Origin of the sequence: Cellulomonas sp. SLBN-39 (assembly GCF_006715865.1) — a bacterium.
Lineage (GTDB): Bacteria > Actinomycetota > Actinomycetes > Actinomycetales > Cellulomonadaceae > Cellulomonas.
This window is the reverse complement of record NZ_VFOA01000001.1, coordinates 4,080,497-4,102,548: the sequence shown is the minus strand read 5'-3', so window position 1 is coordinate 4,102,548 and position 22,052 is coordinate 4,080,497. Positions and strand designations below refer to the sequence as shown.

The 22,052-nt window shown below is 76.1% G+C and carries 22 protein-coding genes; 14 read left to right on the top strand and 8 right to left on the bottom strand.

The window, feature by feature from the left end; all coding sequences use genetic code 11:
• The first annotated feature begins 164 nt into the window (after nt 1-164).
• From FBY24_RS18640 to FBY24_RS18620, 5 genes are read left to right on the top strand one after another with little or no spacing between them, the layout of a single operon-like run.
• Nucleotides 165-458, top strand: a complete 294-nt coding sequence (locus FBY24_RS18640; RefSeq protein ID WP_140460353.1) for a WXG100 family type VII secretion target — start codon at nt 165-167, stop codon at nt 456-458.
• A 3-nt stretch (nt 459-461) separates the two neighbouring features.
• Complete coding sequence (locus FBY24_RS18635) at nt 462-782, top strand: hypothetical protein (RefSeq protein WP_142162889.1); 321 nt, start codon at nt 462-464, stop codon at nt 780-782.
• Nucleotides 779-2,170, top strand: coding sequence for a hypothetical protein (locus FBY24_RS18630; RefSeq protein ID WP_142162887.1), 1,392 nt, complete (start codon nt 779-781; stop codon nt 2,168-2,170). The genes FBY24_RS18635 and FBY24_RS18630 overlap by 4 nt, the downstream gene beginning before the upstream one ends.
• Nucleotides 2,167-2,946 carry a hypothetical protein gene (locus FBY24_RS18625; RefSeq protein WP_142162885.1) on the top strand — a complete coding sequence of 260 codons (780 nt, stop codon included), beginning with the start codon at nt 2,167-2,169 and terminating at the stop codon, nt 2,944-2,946. The genes FBY24_RS18630 and FBY24_RS18625 overlap by 4 nt, the downstream gene beginning before the upstream one ends.
• A complete protein-coding gene (locus tag FBY24_RS18620) occupies nt 2,943-3,698 on the top strand; it encodes a hypothetical protein (protein ID WP_142162883.1) in 756 nt (251 codons plus the stop codon). Before FBY24_RS18625 ends, FBY24_RS18620 begins: the two co-directional genes overlap by 4 nt.
• Before the next feature lie 70 nt (nt 3,699-3,768).
• Here FBY24_RS18620 and cofC read toward each other — a convergent pair whose 3' ends face one another.
• From cofC to FBY24_RS18580, 8 genes are all read right to left on the bottom strand, one after another.
• A complete protein-coding gene (gene cofC / locus FBY24_RS18615) occupies nt 3,769-4,380 on the bottom strand; it encodes a 2-phospho-L-lactate guanylyltransferase (protein ID WP_142162881.1) in 612 nt (203 codons plus the stop codon).
• Nucleotides 4,377-5,360, bottom strand: coding sequence for a 2-phospho-L-lactate transferase (cofD, locus tag FBY24_RS18610; RefSeq protein ID WP_142162879.1), 984 nt, complete (start codon nt 5,358-5,360; stop codon nt 4,377-4,379). The genes cofC and cofD overlap by 4 nt, the downstream gene beginning before the upstream one ends.
• Entirely contained in the window at nt 5,357-6,256 is a 900-nt protein-coding gene (locus tag FBY24_RS18605; RefSeq protein WP_142162877.1) for a putative F420-0 ABC transporter ATP-binding protein, read from the bottom strand. The genes cofD and FBY24_RS18605 overlap by 4 nt, the downstream gene beginning before the upstream one ends.
• Nucleotides 6,247-7,296, bottom strand: a complete 1,050-nt coding sequence (locus FBY24_RS18600; protein WP_255432480.1) for a putative F420-0 ABC transporter permease subunit — start codon at nt 7,294-7,296, stop codon at nt 6,247-6,249. Before FBY24_RS18600 ends, FBY24_RS18605 begins: the two co-directional genes overlap by 10 nt.
• A gap of 50 nt (nt 7,297-7,346) precedes the next feature.
• The gene (locus FBY24_RS18595) at nt 7,347-8,366 is read right to left on the bottom strand and encodes a putative F420-0 ABC transporter substrate-binding protein (RefSeq protein WP_142162875.1); all 1,020 of its coding nucleotides are present in this window, start codon (nt 8,364-8,366) and stop codon (nt 7,347-7,349) included.
• Nucleotides 8,367-8,542: 176 nt separating this feature from the next.
• Nucleotides 8,543-10,222, bottom strand: coding sequence for an FAD-dependent oxidoreductase (locus tag FBY24_RS18590; protein ID WP_142162873.1), 1,680 nt, complete (start codon nt 10,220-10,222; stop codon nt 8,543-8,545).
• A gap of 156 nt (nt 10,223-10,378) precedes the next feature.
• Nucleotides 10,379-10,642 carry a metal-sensitive transcriptional regulator gene (locus tag FBY24_RS18585; protein ID WP_140460363.1) on the bottom strand — a complete coding sequence of 88 codons (264 nt, stop codon included), beginning with the start codon at nt 10,640-10,642 and terminating at the stop codon, nt 10,379-10,381.
• A gap of 108 nt (nt 10,643-10,750) precedes the next feature.
• Nucleotides 10,751-12,091, bottom strand: coding sequence for an aminotransferase class I/II-fold pyridoxal phosphate-dependent enzyme (locus FBY24_RS18580; RefSeq protein WP_142162871.1), 1,341 nt, complete (start codon nt 12,089-12,091; stop codon nt 10,751-10,753).
• Nucleotides 12,092-12,368: 277 nt separating this feature from the next.
• On the opposite strand from FBY24_RS18580, the gene FBY24_RS18575 reads away from it, so the two are divergent.
• The 9 genes from FBY24_RS18575 (at nt 12,369) to FBY24_RS18535 (ending at nt 21,991) form a co-directional block, all read left to right on the top strand.
• A complete protein-coding gene (locus FBY24_RS18575; RefSeq protein WP_140460365.1) occupies nt 12,369-13,217 on the top strand; it encodes a nitrilase-related carbon-nitrogen hydrolase in 849 nt (282 codons plus the stop codon).
• Between the two features lie 25 nt (nt 13,218-13,242).
• A complete protein-coding gene (gene hydA, locus FBY24_RS18570) occupies nt 13,243-14,664 on the top strand; it encodes a dihydropyrimidinase (RefSeq protein WP_142162869.1) in 1,422 nt (473 codons plus the stop codon).
• 12 nt (nt 14,665-14,676) lie between these two features.
• A complete protein-coding gene (locus tag FBY24_RS18565) occupies nt 14,677-15,708 on the top strand; it encodes a TIGR03842 family LLM class F420-dependent oxidoreductase (protein WP_142162867.1) in 1,032 nt (343 codons plus the stop codon).
• Complete coding sequence (locus FBY24_RS18560; protein ID WP_142162865.1) at nt 15,705-16,676, top strand: ABC transporter permease; 972 nt, start codon at nt 15,705-15,707, stop codon at nt 16,674-16,676. Before FBY24_RS18565 ends, FBY24_RS18560 begins: the two co-directional genes overlap by 4 nt.
• 107 nt (nt 16,677-16,783) lie before the next feature.
• Nucleotides 16,784-17,626 (top strand): ABC transporter ATP-binding protein, encoded by an 843-nt coding sequence (locus FBY24_RS18555; protein WP_142163754.1) that lies wholly within the window; start codon nt 16,784-16,786, stop codon nt 17,624-17,626.
• On the top strand, nt 17,623-18,402 hold the full coding sequence (locus FBY24_RS18550) for an ABC transporter permease (protein ID WP_142162863.1): 780 nt from the start codon (nt 17,623-17,625) through the stop codon (nt 18,400-18,402). The genes FBY24_RS18555 and FBY24_RS18550 overlap by 4 nt, the downstream gene beginning before the upstream one ends.
• Nucleotides 18,403-18,507: 105 nt before the next feature.
• Nucleotides 18,508-19,650, top strand: a complete 1,143-nt coding sequence (locus FBY24_RS18545) for an ABC transporter substrate-binding protein (RefSeq protein ID WP_142162861.1) — start codon at nt 18,508-18,510, stop codon at nt 19,648-19,650.
• A 115-nt stretch (nt 19,651-19,765) separates the two neighbouring features.
• Nucleotides 19,766-21,106, top strand: coding sequence for an aspartate aminotransferase family protein (locus tag FBY24_RS18540; protein WP_142162859.1), 1,341 nt, complete (start codon nt 19,766-19,768; stop codon nt 21,104-21,106).
• Nucleotides 21,107-21,226: 120 nt separating this feature from the next.
• Nucleotides 21,227-21,991, top strand: a complete 765-nt coding sequence (locus FBY24_RS18535) for an SDR family oxidoreductase (RefSeq protein WP_142162857.1) — start codon at nt 21,227-21,229, stop codon at nt 21,989-21,991.
• The last annotated feature ends 61 nt before the right edge of the window (nt 21,992-22,052 follow it).

Genomic DNA, 22,052 nt, shown 5'->3' with positions numbered 1-22,052 from the left:
CCGACCGTGAGCCGACCAGCCGGGGCTGTGGGCGGTCGCCGAGCGCCGGCCCTGTGGAGGAGCCCGCGGGTCGTCGGACCGACGCCCCTAGCGTCGGCCACGCCCCGGACGACCGGGGAACGACCGCGGCACGCACCACGCGCCACGAGCCCACGGAGGACCCCATGGCCAACCTCACCGTCACCTACCAGGAGCTGCGCGACGCGGCGACGCGCCTGACCTCGGGCCAGGAGGAGATCACCACCCGCCTGACCGAGCTGCGGGGCTTCATCGACCAGCTCGTCTCCGGCGGGTTCGTCACCGACCAGGCCTCCGTCGCGTTCGGCGAGTCCTACCGCCAGTTCACGCAGGGCACCACCGACGCGGTCTCCGCCCTGACCAGCCTCGGCGAGTACCTGCGCACCGCGGCCAGCACCCTCGAGGACGCGGACGCCCAGCTCGCCGCCGGCCTGCGCTGACCCGTGAGCGACCTGGACCTCGACACCGCCGCGCTGCGCCGCGCCGGGGCCGCGCTCGCGGACGTCGCGCGGGCCTTCGCCGGGGCGAACGTCACGGCCCGGGACCTGCGCGACGTGCTCGGGCACGACGGCCTGGCCGACGCCCTCGGCGGCTTCGCCCTCGGCTGGGACGACGCCCGCGCCCTCCTGGTCACGGACGTCGAGGCGCTCGCCGACGCGTGCACCCGCGTGGGGGAGGCGTTCGAGGACGTGGACGCCCGGCTCGCCGGGGCGGGCGGGCCGCGGGCCACCCCGGGACCGGCCGGGTCGGGGCGCGCCGTATGAGCCGCCCGACGTCCTGGTACCCGCTGGCGTTCGGCGACCCCGTCCCGGGCGACCCGGTGGCCGTGCGCGCCGCCGCCGAGGAGCACCAGCGGGTCGCGGACCAGATCGCCGCCGCCGTCGAGGAGCTGCGCGGCACCGCGCTGGGCTCCGGGCAGCGGGCGTCGGTGGTCGACGCGCTCGAGGGAACGGCGGCCCGTGTCGCCGACGGCATCGAGGCGGCCCACGGCCGGTACGTCACCGCCGCCCTCGCCCTCGACACCTACGCCGACCGCCTCGCCGAGGCGCAGACGACGTCGTACGAGGCGTGGCAGCAGGCCACCGACGCGGAGCAGGCCCGCGTGTGCGGGCAGGACGAGGCGTGGCGCCAGCGCGAGCTCGCCCGTGGCCCGGTGGAGCCCGCGCTCGCCGCCCGGCACACCGCGCTGGCCGACGCCGCCGACGCCGGCGCCGCGCGCGCCGAGTCCCGTCTCGCCGACGCCCGCCTCCTGCTCGCCGAGGCCCAGGCGCACCGTGACGCGGCCGCCGAGGAGGCTCGCGGGCTGATCGTCGCGGTGGTCGCGGTCGACGGCCTCGCAGACACGGCGTGGCAGGACGTGGTCGGCGGCGTGAAGGAGGTCGACGACGCGATCGGGCAGCAGCTCGACGACGTCGCCCTGGTGCTCGGCGTGGCCGCGGTCGCGCTGTGCTGGGTGCCCGGGCTCAACGCGGCCCTGGCCGCCGCGGCGACGATCGCCGGCGTGGTCGTGCTCGTGCGCGACGTGGCCCTGCTCGTGACCGGCCAGGGGTCGTGGCTCGACGTCGGGCTCGGGGCGCTCAGCCTCGTGACCTTCGGGCTCGGGCGGGTCGCCGCCCGCGGGGTGCGTCTGGCCGCGGACACCAGCCGGGCCTCGGCCGGGCTGCGTGCCGCGGGCGCGGGGACGCGCTCGGCCCGGTCCGGCGTGGTGGGCCCCTCGGGACTGCTCGGTGCCGGCGCCACGGCGGCGCTGCGCGCGGTGCCCGCCCGTGCGAGGCCGCTGCTCAACCGCACCACGCTGGCCACCCTCAAGCCCGGTGCCGTGCTGCGTGACGGCGTGACGGACCTGCGCGGCGGCTGGCAGACCGTGCGCACCGCCGTGCAGCGACCCCCGACCGCCACAGGTGCGCACGCGCAGGGGCCGGCCGCCAGGACGCCCTTCGGCGAGGCCTTCAACCCGGTCAAGGACACGTGGCAGACGAGCTGGGTCGCCGGGGTGTTCCACGCGGTCGGTGCCGAGGGCGTCGCCCGCGACCTGGCGTTCCTCGCCCAGCAGGGCGAGCCGCGCACCGCGTGGGCGCTCGTCAACGCCGTCCCCCAGGTGGAGGGCATCGCCCAGACCACGAACGACGTCGTCCAGCGGGTGCGCGGATGAGCGCGACCGTGGCGCAGGTCGCCCCCGCTCCCGCCGCCGCACCTGCGGCCGGCCCCGTCGGTGGTCGCGGTGCCGTGCGCGGCGTCGGGCTGGTGCTGCCCGCCGACTGGTGGCTCGTGCCGCTGGGCGACCCGGTGGCCCGGCGTCGGGCGGTGGACCGCCTCGTCACGTCGCGGACCGACCTGCCGGCGCCGCTGCGGCGCCAGCTGCGCACGGCGCTGACGGTGCAGACCGCCCGGGCGGCGTCCCGCGGCGGCTGGCTCGTGGCCTTCATGCTCGGCAGCGCGGGTGGCGTGCCGCTGCCGCTGACGCTCACGGCGTCCCGCGCACCCGGCTCGTGGGCCGACGAGCAGGGGCGGGCACGGACACGGACCGCGCTCGCCGCGCAGGTCGGCCCCGCCGACGGCGGCGGACGGCTCGAGGCGGGCAGCGGCCCCTTCGGCCTCGTGCTGCGGACCGTGCGCGAACGCCCCGGGGCGCTGCCGGGCGCGCCCCGCGCCACCGTGCCGCTGCTCCTGGTCGAGCACTGGACGGACCCCGGCGACGGGCACGGCCTCGTGCGGCTCACCGCGTCGACGCCGCTGCTCGCGCTGCGCGACGCCTGCCTGGACCTGTGCGACGCCGTCGCCGCGACGCTCCACCCCGACGGCACCACGACCGACGACACCGCACCCACGACCTCCGCACCGACCTCCGTCGACGCCGTCCCCGACGGCGCAGCCACGTCCTACGACACCGATCCCGCAGCCGCGGGGGAGCAGGAGCACCCACGATGACCCGCACCGACCGGCCCGCCCCGACCGGGCACGCCACCACGACCACGCCGCCCACCCAGGACGGGCCCCGGCCACAGCCCGACGACCAGCAGCCGTTCGACCCGTGGGCCCTCGACGTGCCCACGGACGCCGAGCTCGACGCCCTGCACCGCAGGAACCGGCTGTGGGGCCTGGCGGTCCTCGTGCTGCCGGCGTCGGCCGTGGCGGTGCTCGGCTGGCGGGTCCTCGCCGACGGCGAGGTCGGGAGCATCGGTGTCGTCGCCGCCGTGATCGGCGTCCTCGTCGCCGTCGTCATGGTGCGCATGGCGGCGAGCACCCGCGCGCGGCACCGCGCGGTGCGCGCCGTGCGCCCGGGGGCGGAGGTCGTCGAGGTCTGGGGAGCGGCCGGGCTGCGTGACGTGCTCGTCGAGCTGGGTGTCCCCGCACCCCCGCTCCGACCTGCGCAGGGCACAGCCCTCACGCTCGTCGTCGCACCCACCGGCGTCGAGCTGTGGGCGGGCGCCGGGTCGCCCGCGGTCCTCTGGTCGGCGCCCTGGGCCGACGTCCCTCGCGTACTCGAGGGCTCCGGCGTGATCGCCGGCAACGGCGCCCGACCCGCGGTCCTGCTCGTGCTGCCGGCGGGGTACGCGGTGGTCCTGGTGCCGGCGCGCCGGGTCGGCGGCTCGTTCCTGCCCGCACCGGTGGCGCGCACCCGGGCGCTCGTGCGGCACCTGGAGCAGGTCCGGGCCGCGGCGTCCGGCGTCGGCGGGTGATCGCACCCCCCCCGGGAGCACGGGGATGCACGCCGTGCGAGCCGGACGGCCGGTGAGCGCCTGCCCGCGGTCAGGTGCTCGGGTCGGCCAGCGTGTCGAGGTCCGCGGGCAGGTCGACGTCGTGCCGCAGGGTCGAGCCGAGCGGCACGTCGAGCAGCACGTGCCCGGCGGCGGCGTGCCGCGCCGAGGACCCGGTGCCGAACGCGGGCCGCAGCGGTGTGCCCGAGCGGGCCGTGAGCAGCGTGGTGCCGGTGCCCTCCGCGTCGGCGACGTGCGCGCGCGTCGACCGGCCGGCGAGCGCGAGCGCGTCGTCCAGGTCGCGCGGGTCGAGCCGCGGCAGGTCACCCAGCAGCGCCGCGACGTGCGCGCGCGGGCTGGTGGCGTGCACGTGCGCGGCGCCGGCCAGCACGGCGGCGTCGAGCCCCGCCGGGGCGCCGGGCACCGGGTCCGGCTCGGGGACGACGTGGACGCCGACCGCCTGCGCGGCCGCGGCCAGCACCGGGTCGGGCGTCACGAGGACGACGCCGAGGACCCGCGCGGCGGACCGGGCGGCGGCGAGCGTGTCGAGCGCCATCGCCCGCACCAGCCGGGCGCGGGAGTCGTCGTCGAGGACGCCGGCCAGGCGGGACTTGCCGCGGCGGGCGTCCTTCACGGGCACGACGACCCACCAGGTCGCGCTCACGGCATCCGGTCCACGAGGGCCAGGGTACGGGCGGCGAGCGCCGCCGTGGCGGGGACGTCCGTCATGAGCGTCGGCGCGGCCTGCACCCGCCACCCCTCGGCGCGCAGCGGCCCGACGGCGTCGGCGTCGGCCTCGTCGACGAGCCACGCGTCCAGCACGCCGCCCGTCGCGCGCAGGCCGTGGTGCCGGGCGACCGCGGCGGCGTCCGTGGCCACGCCGATCGCGGTCAGGCACGCGTCGGCCATGCCGCGCACGGGCGCGCCGCCGACCACCGGGCTCACCCCGACGACGGGTGCGGCGGTGGACCGCAGCGCGTCGCGGACCCCGGGGACGCCGAGCACCGTGCCGACGGAGACCACCGGGTTCGACGGCGGCACCACCACCACGTCGGCGTCCGCGAGGGCCTCGAGCACCCCTGGCGCGGGGCGGGCGTCCTCGACGCCGACCTGCACGAACCCCCGGGCAGGCACCGCTGCCCGGTGGCGCACCCACCACTCCTCGAAGTGGATCGTCCCGTCGTCGGTGACGACGTGGGTCTCGACCTCCTGGTCGCTCATCGGCAGCAGCCGCACGCCGGGTCGCCACCGGGCGGCCAGGTGCTCGACGACCCGGTGCAGGGGCAGCCCCCGGCGCAGCAGCTCGGTGCGGGCCAGGTGCGTGGCCAGGTCGAGGTCGCCGAGCGTGAACCACTCCCACCCGAGGCCGTACGCGGCGAGGTCGGTCGCGACGGTCGTGGACTCCTCGCGCCGCCCCCAGCCCTGGCCCTCGTGCACGGCGCCGCCGAGCGTGTACATGAGGGTGTCGAGGTCGGGGCACACGCGCACCCCGTGCAGCCACATGTCGTCGCCGGTGTTGGCCACGACCGTGACCTGCGCGGTGGTGCCGCCGTGCCCGTCGGGGAGGCGGTCGGCGAGCAGGGCCAGCAGGCCGCGCGTGAAGCGGGCGCCGCCGACGCCCCCGCTGATGACGGTGATCCTCATGCGTCCTCCTCGTCCCGGCCGGTGCCGGGGGTGCGGGTGCCGACGGTCGCGCCGTCGTCGGGGTCCGGGGGCGGGCCGTCGGGGCGGTCAGGTCCGTCGGGTGCCAGGCCGCTGAGCGCGATCACCGGCCGGCCCGTCCGCGGGTGCGTGAGCACGTCGGCCTCGACCCCGTAGACGGTGCGCAGCAGCGCCGGCGTCAGCACCTGCTCCGGCGGACCCGCGGCGGCCAGTCGGCCCCGGTCGAGCACGAGGACGTGCGCGCAGTGGGCCGCGGCCAGGTTGAGGTCGTGCAGCGCCGCGACGGTCGTCACACCGAGGTCGTGCACGAGCTGCAGCAGCGCGAGCTGGGCGCTCACGTCGAGGTGGTTCGTCGGCTCGTCGAGCAGCAGCAGCGACGGCTCCTGCGCGAGCGCGCGGGCGACGTGGACGCGCTGGCGCTCGCCGCCGGACAGCGTGGACCACGCCCGGTCGGCCAGGTGGTCGGCGCGGGCGGCGGACAGGGCGCGGTCGACGGCGCCGGCGTCGGGGTCCGTGCCCCACAGCGACCGGTAGGGCGTGCGGCCGAGGGCGACGACCTCGCGCACCCCCAGCGGCACGGCGGCGGCGGACTCCTGCTCGAGGAGGGCCACGTGCTGCGCGCGGCGGCGCCGGGGGAGCAGGTGCACGGGCGTCGTCGGGGCACCCGCGGCCGGGGCGGGCGCGTCCGGGTCGGAGACGAGCACGGCGCCCGCACCGGGCGGCAGCAGCCCGGCCACGAGGCGCAGGAGGGTGGACTTGCCGGCGCCGTTGGGGCCCAGCACGCCCGTGATCGCGCCCGGCGGCGGGGTCGCGTCGATCCCGTCGACGACCCACCGGCCGCCCAGGCGCACACCGGCCCCCGCGATCCTCAGCTCCACGCCGTCCCCCGTCCCCGGCGCAGCAGCACCGCGAACACGGGCACCCCGACGAGCGCGGTGACGATGCCCACGGGCAGCTCGCGCGGGTCGAACACGGTGCGCGCCAGCGTGTCGGCCCAGACGAGGAAGACCGCCCCGGTGACGGCGGCGACGGGCAGCAGCCGACGGTGCCCGGGGCCGGTGACCACGGAGACGGCGTGCGGCAGCACCAGCCCGACGAAGCCGATGGCGCCGGACACCGCGACCATCGCCCCGGTGAGCAGCGCGACGAGGGTCATGAGCGTCCAGCGCGTGCGGTCGACGTCGACGCCGAGGGCCGCGGCGGCGGTGTCCCCGAACGCGAACGCGTCCAGCCGGGTCGCGGCGACGCCCAGCACGGCCCCGACCAGGGCGAGCGCACCGCCGGAGATCGCCACGGACGACCACGTCGCCCCGGCGAGGGAGCCCATCAGCCAGGACAGGATCTCGCGGTACGCGTCGCCGGTCGCGGTCCAGAAGATGACGAACGACGTGGCCGCGGCCGCGAGCTGGGACACCGCGAGCCCGGCGAGCACCGCCCGCGACGGCGTCAGGGTGCCGCCCGTGCGGGCCAGTGCCAGGGTCGCGACGAGCGCGGCGAGCGCCCCGACGAACGCGGCGACGGGAAGCAGGACCCCGACCCCGAGCAGCAGCACCGCGACCGCGCCCAGCGAGGCCCCGGACGAGAGCCCGAGCAGGTACGGGTCGGCCAGCGGGTTGCGGGTCAGCGACTGCATGACCGCCCCGGCCACCGCGAGCCCGGCGCCCACCGCGGCGGCCGTCAGCACCCGCGGCAGGCGCAGCTGCCACACGATCGCGTCGTGCAGCACGGGCACGGGCGCCACGTCGAGGCCGAGGTGCCCGGCCACGGACCGGGCGACCTCGCCGACGGCCAGGTCGGCTGGCCCGATCGTCACGGTGACCAGCACGCTCGCGACGAGCAGCACCCCGCCGACGCCGAGCAGGACGACCAGCGGCGGGCGCCGCGGGGCACGCCCGGAGACGTCACGCGTCCCCGTCACCGGACCCACCGCGGTGCCGCCCACCGTCGCCCTGCCCGTCACCGGTCCGCTCAGCCGTCGAGGCCGAGCGCGGTGACCTGGTCGACGACGTCGGCGACGGTGTCGGCGTTCCGCACGCCCGCCTCGGTCGCGGCGAACGGGACGACCACGTACCGCTCCTCGCGGACGGCCTCGAGCTGCGCGGTCGCGGGGTTCGCGGCCAGCGCGGCCTTCTTGTCGGCCGCGGTGTTCCACGCGGCGTCGACGAGCACGAGGACATCCGGGTCGGCGTCCACGACCTGCTCCCACCCGACCGAGGTCCACGTGTCGTGCACGTCGGCGAACACGTTGTCGAGCCCGGCGGCGCCCAGGATCATCTGCGGTGCGCCGATGCCGGCGCCGACGTAGGGGGAGTCCTCGCCGGACGACCACCACAGGGCCGTGACCCCGTCGACGGGCTCGACCGCGTCGAGCACCGCCTGCTGCTCGGCGACGACCTGCTCGGCGGCGTCGGGCACACCCAGGAGCGCGCCGGCCTCGCGGATCTGCGCCATCACCAGGTCGAACGTCAGCGGGTCGGGCTGGTACCCGGCCTCCTTGCACGCGGACGGCGCCACGTACGTCGCGATGCCCAGCGCGGCAAGCGCGTCGCGCTCGCCGGCGCCGTCGGCGGAGAAGTTCGACTCCCACCCGCCGAGCACGAGGTCGGGCGCGGCCTCGAGCAGCGCCTCCTGCCCGGGCACCTGCTCGGACAGCTCGGGGACGTCGGCCAGCGCGGCGGCGAGGTCGTCGGGGGCGGGGCCGTCGCTGAACGCGGTGCCGACGAGGCGGTCGGCGGCGCCGAGCGCGGCGACGAGCTCGGTGGTGGAGGACTTGATGGTGACCACGCGCTCGGGCGGGGCGTCGAGGGTGACCTCGGTGCCGCAGTTGTCGAGCGTGACGGGGTACGCGGGGTCGGGCGCGGCACCCGTGGCGCCGGTGACGGGCGCGGCGGTGCCGGCCGTGCTGCACGCGCCGAGCGCGAGCACGAGCGTGAGGGCGGCGGTCGTGCGGCGTGCGGTGCGCAGGGGTGCGGACGTGAGGGAGGGCATGGGTGCTCCGGGTCGGTGCCGTGCGCGCACGTCGTCGGGCGCTCGTGGAGGGGTCGGCGCACGTCACGCCGCGGAGGACCGTCCCAGCCGGGGGCGGTGCGACCCCACCACTCGCCCGGCGGGGTTCCGGGGCGTCACCCTACGCTCCGGGACCCCGCCGGGGGCAAGCCGTCGGCTCAGACCGGCTGCGGCACCCGCTGCGCCTCGGTGACCAGCTCGAGGTCGGGGTGCACGGCGCGCAGGGTCTGCATGCCGCCCGACAGCGACGCGGAGTCCAGCCCCGCCGCGACGAGCACCCGGTGCGCGAGGTAGGAGCGCACCCCGCTGGCGCAGTGCACGCGCACGGGCCGCCCGGCGGCCGCGGCGACGACCTCGTCGAGCCGGTCGCGCAGCTGGGTGTGCGGCACGTGGAGGGCCTCGGGCAGGTGGCCCGACGCCCACTCGGCGTCGCCGCGCACGTCGAGCACGAGCGCGGACGCCCGCACGGCGTCGAGGTCGCGGGCGTGCCAGAGCGCGAGGGTGCCGTCGAGGACGTTCTGCGCGACGAACCCGGCCATGTTCACCGGGTCCTTGGCGGCGCCGTACGGCGGGGCGTACGCGAGCTCGAGGTCGGCCAGGTCGGTGGCGCGCAGCCCGGCGCGGATGGCCGTGGCGATGACGTCGATGCGCTTGTCGACGCCCTCGCGGCCGACGGCCTGCGCGCCGAGCAGGCGCCCGTCGGTGCCCACGTGCACGACGAGGTGCACGGCCTGCGCCCCGGGGTAGAACCCGGCGTGGTGCCCGCCGTGCAGGTGCAGCGTGTGGTGCTCGACGTCGGCGAGCATGGCGGCGTTGGCGCCGGTGACGGCGGCGGTCAGGCCCATGACGCGCACGACGGCGGTGCCGAGCACGGGCGGGGAGGCGACCTCGGCGCCGAGCATGGAGTCCGCGGCGGTGCGCCCGGCGCGGTTGGCGGGCCCGGCGAGCGGCACGGGACCGCGGGCGCCGGTGACGGCGTGCACCACGGCGGTGGCGTCGCCCGCGGCCCACACGTGCGGGTCGGACGTGCGCTGGGCGGCGTCGACGACGATCGCACCGCGCGCGTCGACGTCGAGCCCGGCGGAGGCGGCCAGCGCGGAGTCGGGGCGCACGCCGACGGACAGCACGACGAGGTCGGCGGGCAGGCGGGTGCCGTCGTCGAGCACGACGACCACGCCGCCGTCGGGCGCCTCCTCGACGCCGGTGGCGGAGACCCCGGCGCGCACGCGCACGCCGTGGTCGGCCAGCTCGCCGGCGACGAGGGCGGCGAGCTCGGGGTCCAGCGGCGGCAGCACCTGCGGGGCGCGCTCGACGAGGTCGACGTCGACGCCGCGGTGCCGCAGCGCCTCGACGGCCTCCAGGCCGATGAACCCGGCGCCGAGGACGACGGCGCGGCGGGCACCGGCGTCGACGCGCTCGCGCAGGGCGACGGCGTCGGCGACGGTGCGCAGCGTGCGCACGGCGGGCAGGTCGAGGCCCGGCAGCGGCGGGGCGACGGCCACGGCGCCGGGGGCCAGCAGCAGCGCGTCGTACGGCTCGTCGTACTCGCCCTGCGGGCCGGCGACGCGCACGGTGCGGGCGGTGCGGTCGATCGCGACGGCCTCGCTGTGCGTGCGCACGTCCAGGCCGAGCGCGGCCTGCAGCGACGCGGGGGTGTGCAGCAGCAGGTCGTCGGCGTCGGCGATCTCGCCGGACAGGTGGTACGGCAGGCCGCAGGCGGCGAACGAGACGTGCGGGCCGCGCTCGAGGACGACGATCTGGGCGTCCTCGGCGAGGCGGCGGGCGCGGGCGGCGGCGGACATGCCGGCGGCGACGCCTCCGACGATGACGATCTTCACGGGTGCTCCCTGGGGTGGGGCCCGGGGCGCCCGGGCTGCGGGTGGTGCGGTGGGCAGGGGGCACCGCCGCCGCTGCCCTGTGCCCGTGGGTGGGCGTGCGGGCGGGCGGTGCCGGTCCTGCGGCGGGCCCGGCGGGGGGACGCGGGCCGGGTGGGCTCAGGCGAGCGAGAGGAAGAGCTTCTCCATCTCGTCGCGGTCGAGCGTGCCCTCGCCGTCGGGGTCGCGCAGGCACTGGGCCATGCCGGTCGAGATGATCGCGAAGCCGGCCCGGTCGAGCGCCTTGGACACGGCCGCGAGCTGGGTCACCACGGACTTGCAGTCGGCGCCCTCGTCGAGCATCCGCAGGACGCCGGCGAGCTGGCCCTGCGCGCGGCGCAGGCGGGTGACGGCGGGGGCGATCTCGGTCGGGTCGAGCTGCATGCGGGGCCTCCGGGGCGGGTGGTCGATGCACCGACTATACCCCGGGGGGTATCCCGGGTCCACGGGACGGAGGTCCCGGACCGTCCGCCCTCGGCGAACGACCGCCCGTCAGGGGGCGGCGGCCAGCGCCAGCGCCCGGGCCACGTGCGCGACGTCCGCAGTCTGCAGCAGCCCCACCGTCACGCGCACCCACCCGTGCGGGTGGGGCGGGACGGAGAAGAACGGCCGCCCGCGCGCCACCCGCACGCCCGCCGCCTCCAGGCGCACCAGGGCCGTGCGCTCGTCGTGCACGGGCAGCCACAGGTTGATCCCGTCGCCCGGCGGCACGTGCACGCCGTGCTCGGCGAGCGCCGCGCACAGGGCCCGCTGCCGCCCGTAGTACACGCGCCGCGCGTGCTGCACCGCGTCCACGGCCTGCGCGTCGGTCAGCAGGTCGGCCAGCACGTGCTGCAGCAGGCGCGACGTCCACCCCGGGCCCATCATGCGCCGGGCCACGAGCGCGTCGAGCACGGTGGCCGGCCCGCCGACCGCCGCGATCCGCAGGTCCGGACCGTGGGACTTGGAGTAGGAGCGCACGTGCACCACCCGGTCCGGCACCAGGGTGCCCAGGCTCACGTCGCGCGAGGACGCGATCTCCCCGGAGTGGTCGTCCTCGACGACCCACGCGTGCCCGTCGCCCGCGCGCAGCACGGCCGCGAGCTCCCGGGCGCGGGTCGGCGTCAGGCTCACACCCGTCGGGTTGTGCGCGCGCGGCTGCAGCACGACCGCCCGGACCCCCGCGGCGAGCGCGTCGGCCAGCGCGTCCGGGCGCAGCCCGTGCCGGTCCAGGGGGACCGCGACGCGCTCGAGGCCCAGGTGGTCGAGCAGGTCCAGCACCGGCGGGAACCCGGGGTCCTCGACGGCCACGCGGTCGCCGAAGCCCGTGATCTGCTCCAGCACGCGCGACAGGGCGTCGACGGCGCCGTCGACCACGGTCAGGCGCTGCGGGCGGAACGGCCACGACGTGCGCAGCAGCCGCTCCAGCTCGGGCACGACCGGGTCCTCCAGGTACCCGGCGGTCCGGGCCACGCGCACGCGCGCCGCGACGCGGCCCAGCGCCGGGCCCAGGTCGGGCAGCAGGTCCGGGTCGGGGGTGCCGGCGGCCAGGTCGATCCGGGCCGGCGGGACGTCGGCCAGGTCGCGGTAGCGCGGGGGCAGGCGCCCGGCGGGCCCGGGCAGCACCGAGGTGCCCGCCCGCCCGCGCGAGATCACCAGGCCGGCCGTGGCCAGCGTCTGCCACGCCGAGCCGACCGTGGCCGGGCTGACCCCGAGCGCGGTGGCCAGGGCCCGCACGGTGGGCAGGCGGTCGCCGGGCAGCAGGTCGCCCGTGTGCACCATGCGGGCGATGGTCCCCGCGATCCCGCGCGGCGACCGGTCCGTCACCAGCGCGGCCAGCTCCAGGGGCTGCATGGGCGCATGCTGCCCTGCCCGTGTTACGGGCGCGTGTGCGTGGGCCGTGCACCGGTGGTGGACGCCCGTCCGGGTCCCGGCGTCCCGCTCGTCCCGGACGTCGGTCCAAGAGTTCACACACCGGCCCCGGAAGTTCCCGCGACGCAAACGCCGGGTTACGCCGCAGAAATGTCCAAGCCGGACAGTCACATTCCTCGGCGCCACGGCACCGCGTCGCCCCGACGGGCGCCCGGACCGCACCGCGCCCACGCACCCCGCACGAGAGCCCGGAGGACCCATGACCGTCGTACGCGTCGCATTCACCCAGGCCACCTGGACCGGCGACAAGGAGTCGATGATCGCGCTCCACGAGGACTGGACGCGCGAGGCCGCCGCCGCCGGCGCCAAGGTCATCGGGTTCCAGGAGCTCTTCTACGGCCCCTACTTCGGCATCACGCAGGACACCAAGTACTACGACTACGCCGAGCCCGTGCCCGGCCCCACCACGCAGCGGTTCGCCGCGCTGGCCGCCGAGCTCGGCATCGTCATCGTCCTGCCCATCTACGAGGAGGACCAGCCCGGCGTCCTCTACAACACCGCGGTGGTCATCGACGCCGACGGCACCGTGCTCGGCAGCTACCGCAAGCACCACATCCCGCACCTGCCCAAGTTCTGGGAGAAGTTCTACTTCCGGCCCGGCAACCTCGGGTACCCGGTGTTCGACACCGCCGCGGGCAAGATCGGCGTGAACATCTGCTACGACCGGCACTTCCCCGAGGGGTGGCGGGTCCTGGCCCTCAACGGCGCCGAGATCGTGTTCAACCCGAACGCCACCGCGCCCGGCATCTCCAACAAGCTCTGGGAGATCGAGCAGCCCGCCGCCGCCGTCGCCAACGGCATGTTCGTCATCGCCAACAACCGCGTCGGGCTCGAGGACAACGAGTACGGCGACGAGGCGGTCAACTTCTACGGCTCGTCCTACGCCGTGGGCCCCGACGGCAACTACGTCGGCGAGGTCGGCTCGACCAGCGAGAACCAGCTGCTGATCCGCGACCTCGACCTCGACCAGATCCGCGAGGTCCGCGAGCGCTGGCAGTTCTTCCGCGACCGCCGGCCCGACGCGTACGGCCCGATCGTCGCCCCCTGACCCCTCGTCGCACGGAAGGACACCCATGGCCACCACCCTCATCCGCGGCGGCACGGTCGTCTCGGCGACCGGCCGCACCGCCGCCGACGTGCTCGTCGACGGCGGGACGATCGCCGCGGTCCTGGCCCCCGGATCGACGCTGCTCGGGCACGACCTCGCGGCGTCGGTCGACCAGGTCCTCGACGCCACGGGCAAGTACGTCGTGCCCGGCGGGATCGACGCCCACACGCACATGGAGCTGCCGTTCGGCGGCACCGCGGCCTCGGACACCTTCGAGACCGGCACCCGCGCCGCGGCGTGGGGCGGCACCACGACGATCATCGACTTCGCCGTGCAGCGCGCCGGCGAGCGCGTCGAGGACGGTCTGGCCGCGTGGCACGAGAAGGCGGCCGGGAACTGTGCCGTCGACTACGGGTTCCACCAGATCGTCGGCGGCGTCGACGAGGACTCCCTGAAGGCCATGGAGTCCCTCGTCGACGAGGGCGTCACCAGCTACAAGCTGTTCATGGCGTACCCGGGGGTGTTCTACGCCGACGACGCCCAGATCCTGCGGGCCATGCAGAAGGCCGCCGAGCTGGGCCTGCTGACGATGATGCACGCCGAGAACGGGCCCGCGATCGACGTCCTGGCCGCGCAGCTCGTCGCACAGGGCAAGACCGACCCGTACTTCCACGGCGTGGCCCGCGCCTGGCAGCTGGAGGAGGAGGCCACGCACCGGGCGATCATGCTGGCCGACGTCACGAACGCGCCCCTGTACGTGGTGCACGTGTCCGCCAAGCAGGCCGTCGCCCAGCTCGCGTGGGCCCGCGACAACGGCAAGAACGTCTTCGGCGAGACGTGCCCGCAGTACCTGTACCTCTCGCTGGAGGAGCAGCTCGGCGCCCCCGGGTTCGAGGGGTCGAAGTGGGTGTGCTCGACGCCGCTGCGGGCCCGGGCCGAGGGGCACCAGGACCACATGTGGCAGGCGCTGCGGACCAACGACATCCAGATGGTCTCCACCGACCACTGCCCGTTCTGCTTCAAGGGGCAGAAGGAGCTGGGCGTCGGGGACTTCCGGGCGATCCCCAACGGCATCGGGTCGGTCGAGCACCGCATGGACCTGATGTACCAGGGCGTCGTCACCGGCGAGATCACGCTGGAGCGGTGGGTCGAGCTCACGTCGACCACGCCGGCGCGCATGTTCGGGCTGTACGGCACCAAGGGCGTCATCGCCCCCGGTGCGGACGCCGACGTCGTGGTCTACGACCCGGCCGGCCACACGTCCATCGGCGTCGGCAAGACGCACCACATGAACATGGACCACTCCGCGTGGGAGGGCTTCGAGGTCGACGGTCACGTCGACGTCGTCATGTCCCGCGGCGAGGTCCTCGTCGACGACGCCGGCTACCACGGCCGCCCCGGGCACGGGCGGTACGTCAAGCGCGGCCTGTCGCAGTACCTGGTCTGAGAGGAGACCCCCATGGACTTCGGTGTCGTCCTGCAGACCCACCCGCCCGCGTCGCGGACGGTGGAGCTGGCCCGCCAGGCGGAGACCCACGGCTTCAGCCACGTGTGGACGTTCGACTCGCACCTGCTGTGGCAGGAGCCGTTCGTCATCTACTCCGCGATCCTCGCCGCGACCCGCAAGGTCGTCGTGGGCCCGATGGTCACCAACCCCGCGACGCGGGACTGGACCGTGCTGGCCTCGTTGTTCGCGACGCTCAACGAGATGTACGGCAACCGGACGATCTGCGGCATCGGCCGCGGGGACTCCGCGGTGCGCACCCTCAACGGGCGGCCGTCGAACCTGGCGACGCTGCGCGACTCGATCGAGGTGATCCGCGAGCTCGCCAACGACCGCCCGGCGCAGGTCGGGGACCGCACCGTGCGGTTCCCCTGGGCCAAGGGCTCGGAGCTGGACGTGTGGGTCGCCGCGTACGGGCCGCTGGCCCTGAAGCTGACGGGCGAGGTCGGCGACGGCTTCATCCTGCAGCTCGCGGACCCCGACATCACGGCGTGGATGGTCAAGGCCGTGCGCGACTCGGCCGAGGCCGCCGGGCGCGACCCGGACGCGGTGAAGATCTGCGTCGCCGCCCCCGGGTACGTCGGCGACGGGGCGTCGCCCTCGGAGCGGGCGCACATGCGCGAGCAGTGCCGCTGGTTCGGCGGGATGGTCGGCAACCACGTCGCCGACATCGTGAAGAGGTACGGCACGGACTCCGCGATCCCGAAGGCGCTGACCGACTACATCAAGGAGCGCGAGGGCTACGACTACAACGAGCACGGCCGGGCGGGGAACTCCCACACGCGGTTCGTGCCCGACGAGATCGTCGAGCGGTTCTGCCTGCTGGGTTCCCCGCACGAGCACGTCGAGCGGCTGCGCGAGCTGCAGGCGCTGGGCTGCGACCAGTTCGCCCTCTACCTCCAGCACGACAACAAGGAGGAGACGATGCGCATGTACGGCGAGCGCATCATCCCCGCGCTGGCCGAGCAGGTCGTGGCCACCGCATGAGCACGACGGACGCCACGACCACCGTCCCGGCCGGCACCACCGGGGCGCCCCTCCCCGTCGCCCCGGCGCCCGGCCGGGCGGGTCCGTCGGTGCTCGCGCGCCTGCTGCGGGTCCGCCCGCTGGTGGCCGTGGCGTCCGTCCTGGCCGTCGCGCTGCTGTGGGAGGCGTACAAGCTCCTCGGCCCCGACGACGGCTGGTCGGTCGGCGAGACCCGCCTCCTGCCCCGCACCACGGACCTGGCGATGCCGCACACGTGGGAGATGGTCGCCCGGCTCGCCGAGCCCGTCTCGGGGGCGACGGGCGCCGAGCCGCTGTGGCTGGCCGTGCTCCGCGCCGGCGGGCTGTCGCTCGGCGTCGCGGCCGCCGGGTGGGGGATCGGCGTGCTGGTCGGTGCGCTGCTCGCGGTCGTCATGCAGCGGTTCGGGGTCGTCGAGCGGGCCGTGCTGCCGCTGGTGATCCTCTCCCAGACCGTCCCGCTCATCGCCCTGGCACCCCTGGTCCGCTCGTGGGGCGCGCAGCTCGAGCTCGGGACGTTCGAGTGGCAGCCGTGGATGTCGGTCGCGGTGATCGCCAGCTACCTGGCGTTCTTCCCCGTGGCCGTCGGGATGCTGCGCGGCCTGCAGTCGCCCGACACGATCCACGTCGAGCTGCTGCGCGCCTACGGCGTGGGCTGGGGCACGACCCTCGTGCGGCTGCGCCTGCCGGCGTCGGTGCCGCACCTGCTGCCCGCGCTGCGCCTGGCCGCCGCGAACGCGGTGGTCGGCACGATCGTCGCCGAGGTCGCCACGGGCATGCCCGGCGGCCTGGGCCGGATGATCCTCGAGTTCGCCAACTTCGCCGCCAGCGACCCGCCCAAGCCGTGGGCGCCGATCTTCGGCGCCGTCGCGCTCGGCCTGCTCGCGGCCGGCCTCGTGGCCCTGCTGGGCCACGGTCTTCGACGGTACCGACGTGTGGAGGTGGCGCAGTGAGCGCGACGCAGCAGCCCGACCCGACCGGCCCTGACACCGGCCCCCACCCCGGCACCACGACCACCACGCACACCACGCGCACCACCACGACCACGGCGGCCGTCGCCGTGCGCGCCGAGCACGTCACCCGCACCTTCGGCCGCGGCGACCGCCAGGTCGTGGCCCTGCAGGACGTCGACCTGACGGTCGGTGCGGGGGAGTTCGTCTCCCTCATCGGCCCCTCCGGCTGCGGCAAGTCCACCCTGCTGCGCCTCGTCGCGGACCTCGACACTCCCACCTCCGGCACGGTCGAGGTCTTCGGCCGCAGCGCCCGCGAGGCCCGCCTCGCCCGCGACTACGGCATCGCGTTCCAGCAGGCCGGGCTGCTGCCCTGGCGGACCGTGCGGGCCAACGTCGAGCTGCCCCTGCAGCTGGCCGGCACCGGCCGCGCCGGCCGCCGCGCCCGCGCCGAGGAGCTCCTCGCCCTCGTCGGGCTCACCGACTTCGCCGACCACCACCCCGACCAGCTGTCCGGCGGCATGCAGCAGCGCGTCGCGATCGCCCGCGCCCTGGCCGACGAGCCGTCGCTGCTGCTCATGGACGAGCCCTTCGGGGCCCTCGACGAGATGACCCGCGAGCACCTGCAGGCCCAGCTCCTGCGGATCTGCGCCGAGACCCGGGCGGCCGTCGTGTTCGTCACCCACTCCATCCCCGAGGCCGTGTTCCTGTCCGACCGCGTCGTGGTCATGTCGCCGCGCCCCGGGCAGATCCGCGAGATCGTCGACGTCGGCCTCGACCGGCACGCCGCCGCGCTCGGCGGGACGGGCCCGCACGACGACACCGGCGACGACCTGCGCAACGACGCCGCGTTCTTCGCCGCGGTCGCCCGCGTCCGCGACGCCCTGCACGCCGGCCAGCCGGGTGCGGCGCCCGCCGCCCAGCCCGCCGCCCGCGGCGTGGACGTGCGATGACCCGCGGCCTGGACGCCACCTGGGGCGTGCTGCGCCAGGTGCTGCCGCCCGTGCTCCTGCTCGCCGCGATGCTCGCCGCCTGGCAGGCGCTCGTCGTGCTCGCGCAGCTGCCGCCGTTCGTGCTGCCCGGCCCGGCCGCCATCGCCGACCAGGCCACCACCTACGCCGGACCCATCACGTCCGCCGCCCTGGTCACGGGCCGCAACGCCCTGCTCGGCCTGCTCGTCGGCGCCGCCCTCGGCGTGCTCCTCGCGGTCGTCGCCGCCATGGTCCGGGTCGTCGACGTGCTCGCCGAGCCCGTCGTCGCGGCCCTGGCCGTCGTCCCCGTCGTCGCCCTCGCACCCGTGCTGTACTCGATGTACGGCGCCAGCTCGGAGCAGGCCCGCGTCATCGTCGCCGCGCTCGCGGTGTTCGTGCCCGTCTACGTCAACGCGCTGCGCGGGCTGCGGCAGGTCCGCCCCGTGCACCGCGACCTCATGCGGGCGCTGGCCGCGTCGTCGGTGCAGGTCGCGCGCACGGTCACCATCCCCACGGCGGTGCCGTTCGTGTTCACCGGGCTGCGCATGGCGTCGTCCCTGGCGGTGATCTCCGCGATCGTCGCCGAGTACTTCGGCGGCCCCCGCTCCGGCATCGGGTCGTTCATCACCACGGCGGCCTCGGGCTCCAACTACGCCCAGGCGTGGGCCTACGTGCTCGGCGGCATCGTCGTCGGCCTCCTGTTCTACGGGGTGACCGCCACCGCGGAGCACCTCGTCACCCGACGGGCCGGCGCGTGAGCGCCGCACCCGTCCCTCGCACGCCCGCCTGCCGACGCCGCCAGGACGGTCGACCCGCAGCACCCACGTGCCCGCCCGGGCACGCGACCACCGAGGGGAGATGACATGAGGACCACGACGCGTTGGGGGGCGGCCGTCGCGTCCGTGGCAGCAGCAGGTCTGCTGCTCACGGCGTGCTCGAGCTCGGACGACGGCGCCGCAGGCGGGGCGTCCACCGACGGGCTCACGCCCGTCACGCTGCAGCTGCAGTGGCTCACGCAGGCCCAGTTCGCCGGGTACTACGCGGCGGTCGACCAGGGCTACTACGAGGAGGAGGGCCTGGCGGTCGAGATCCTGCCGTCGGGCGGCGACATCGTCCCGCAGGACGCGCTCGCGGCCGGCGAGGTCGACTACGCGGTCGCGTGGGTGCCCAAGGTGCTCGGCTCCATCGAGCAGGGCGCCGCGATCACCAACGTCGCGCAGATCTTCGAGCGGTCCGCGACCCTGCAGGTCGCGTTCGCGGACTCCGGCATCGAGTCCGTCGCGGACCTCGAGGGCAAGAAGGTCGGCTCCTGGGGCTACGGCAACGAGTGGGAGCTCTTCGCCGGGCTGAACCAGGCCGGGGTCGAGGACTTCGAGCTCGTGACGCAGGCGTTCGACATGCTCGGCCTGCTCAACGGCGACATCGACGCCGCGCAGGCCATGACCTACAACGAGTACGCCCAGCTGCTGGAGACGGTCGACCCCGACACCGGCGAGCTCTACCAGCCCGAGGACTTCACCGTCATCGACTGGAACGACGAGGGCGTCGCCATGCTCCAGGACGCTGTCTGGGCCGACACCGAGCGCCTGGAGTCCGACGAGGCGTACCAGGACACCACCGTCAAGTTCCTCAAGGCCACGATCCGCGGCTGGATCTACGCCCGGGACAACCCGGAGGAGGCCGCGGAGATCGTCACCGCCGCCGGGTCCACGCTCGGCACGTCGCACCAGCTGTGGATGACCAACGAGGTCAACAACCTCATCTGGCCGTCCACGACCGGCGGCATCGGCCTGGTCGACGAGGAGGTCTGGGACCGCACCGTCGCCCTGGCCCTGGAGACGAGCAACGAGACCGGCGCGACGATCATCACGACCGAGCCGCCGGAGTCCGCGTACACCACCGAGTACGTCGAGCAGGCGCTCGCCGAGCTCGAGGAGGCCGGCGAGGACGTCGTCGGCGAGGACTTCGAGCCGCTGGACGTCGAGCTCGCCGAGGGCGGGAACTGACCCCCGGCCGGTGCGGTGCGCACCAGCACGCGCACCGCACCGGCCACCCGCCGCACCACCCGCACCGCTGCACCACCCGCACCAGGACGCGTCGCGTCCGCCCGAGGAGGCCCTGATGGCAGGCACGACCCACGCACCCGCGCCCGCCGGTGCCGCGCTCGACGACGAGGCCGTCGCGCTCGACCGTGCGCACGTCTTCCACTCGTGGTCCGCGCAGGGCGCCGTCGCGCCGTTCGTCGTCGCCGGCGGGTCCGGGTCGACCGTGTGGGACCACGCCGGGCGCCGGTACCTCGACTTCTCCAGCCAGCTCGTCAACACCAACATCGGCCACCAGCACCCCCGGGTCGTCGAGGCGATCCGTGCGCAGGCCGCCGAGCTGACGACCGTGGCACCGGCCACCGCGAACCTCGCCCGCGGCCGCGCCGCGCGCGCCGTGCTCGGCCACGCGCCCGACCGGTTCGCCAAGGTCTTCTTCACCAACGGCGGCGCCGACGCCAACGAGAACGCCATCCGCATGGCCCGCCTGCACACCGGGCGCGACAAGGTCGTCTCCCACTACCGCTCGTACCACGGCAACACCGGCGCGGCCGTGGTGGCCACCGGCGACTGGCGGCGCGTGCCCAACGAGTACGCGCGCGGCCACGTGCACGTGTTCGGCCCGTACCTGTACCGCTCGGAGTTCTGGGCGACGACGCCGGAGGAGGAGTGCGAGCGGGCGCTCACGCACCTCGAGCGCGTGATCCAGTGCGAGGGGCCGTCCTCCGTCGCGGCGATCCTGCTGGAGTCCGTGCCCGGCACCGCCGGCGTCCTCGTGCCGCCCCCCGGGTACCTGGCCGGCGTGCGCGCGATCGCCGACCGGTACGGCATCGTGCTGATCCTCGACGAGGTCATGGCCGGGTTCGGCCGCACCGGCTCGTGGTTCGCGTTCGACCAGCACGACGTCGTGCCCGACCTGGTGACCTTCGCCAAGGGCGTGAACTCCGGGTACGTGCCCGCCGGCGGCGTGCTCGTCAGCGAGGAGATCCTCGCGACCTTCGACGAGCGCGTCTTCCCCGGCGGGCTCACCTACTCCGGGCACCCCCTGGCCATGGCCGCGGTCGTCGCGTCCGTCGCGGCGATGGAGGACGAGGGCGTCGTCGAGAACGCCGCCGCGATCGGCACCGACGTGCTCGGCCCCGCCCTGACGGCGCTCGCCGAGTCCCAGCCGCTGGTCGGCGAGGTGCGGGGGACCGGGGTGTTCTGGGCGCTCGAGCTCGTCGCCGACCGCGACGCCCGCACGCCCGTCGGCCCCGAGGTCATGGGCGCGCTCAAGGCCGCGTGCCTGCGCCGCGGGCTGCTGCCGTTCCTCGCCGAGAACCGCGTGCACGTGGTCCCGCCGTGCGTCGTCACGCCCGCGCAGGCCGAGGAGGGGGTGGCGCTGCTCGCCGAGGCCCTCGCCGAGGTCGCCCCCGCCTGACCCGCCCCGCCAGACCCGCACCCGCCCGGCCCGGTCCCGCCCCCGTCCGGTCCGACCGGCCGACCGGGCCGGCCGCCGCGTGCCATGCTCGACCGTCCGCCCTGCCGCAAGGAGCCCCGCATGACCTCGACCACCGACCGTCCCCGCCGCGCGCTCGTCACCGGCGCGTCCTCCGGCATCGGCGCCGCCACCGTGCGCCGCCTGCGCGCCGAGGGCTGGGACGTCGTCGCCACCGCCCGCCGCGCCGACCGGCTCGCCGCCCTCGCCGCCGAGACCGGCGCCGACACGTTCGTCGCCGACGTCACCTCCGACGCCGACGTCGACGCCCTGGTCGCGCACGTGCGGGACACCGGCGGCCTGGACGCCGTGGTCAACAACGCCGGCGGCGCGCTCGGCCTGGACACCGTCGAGGACGCCGACCTCGACGGCTGGCGCACCATGTACGAGCTCAACGTGCTCGGCACGCTGCGCGTGACCAAGGGCGTGCTGCCCCTGCTGCGCGAGCGCGGCGCGGGCGACGTCCTCGTCGTCACCTCGACCGCGGGCCAGGCCGCGTACCCCGGCGGCGCCGGGTACACCGGCGTCAAGCACGCCGAGCGCATGCTCGCCACGACGCTGCGCTGGGAGATCGTCGGCGAGCCGATCCGCGTCATCGAGATCGCACCCGGCAACGTCGCCACCGAGGAGTTCTCCCTCGTGCGGTTCGACGGCGACGCCGAGCGCGCCGCGAAGGTCTACGAGGGCTACCAGCCGCTCGTCGCCGATGACGTCGCCGACGTCATCGCCTGGTCGCTGAGCCGCCCCGCCCACGTCAACGTCGACCTGCTGGTCGTGCGGCCCCGGGCCCAGGCGAACAACACGACGATCGCCCGCACCGGCGTCTGACCGCGTCACGACGCCCGCCCGGCCCCGCCCGCAGGTGCGCGCCGGGCGGGCGTCGGCGGGC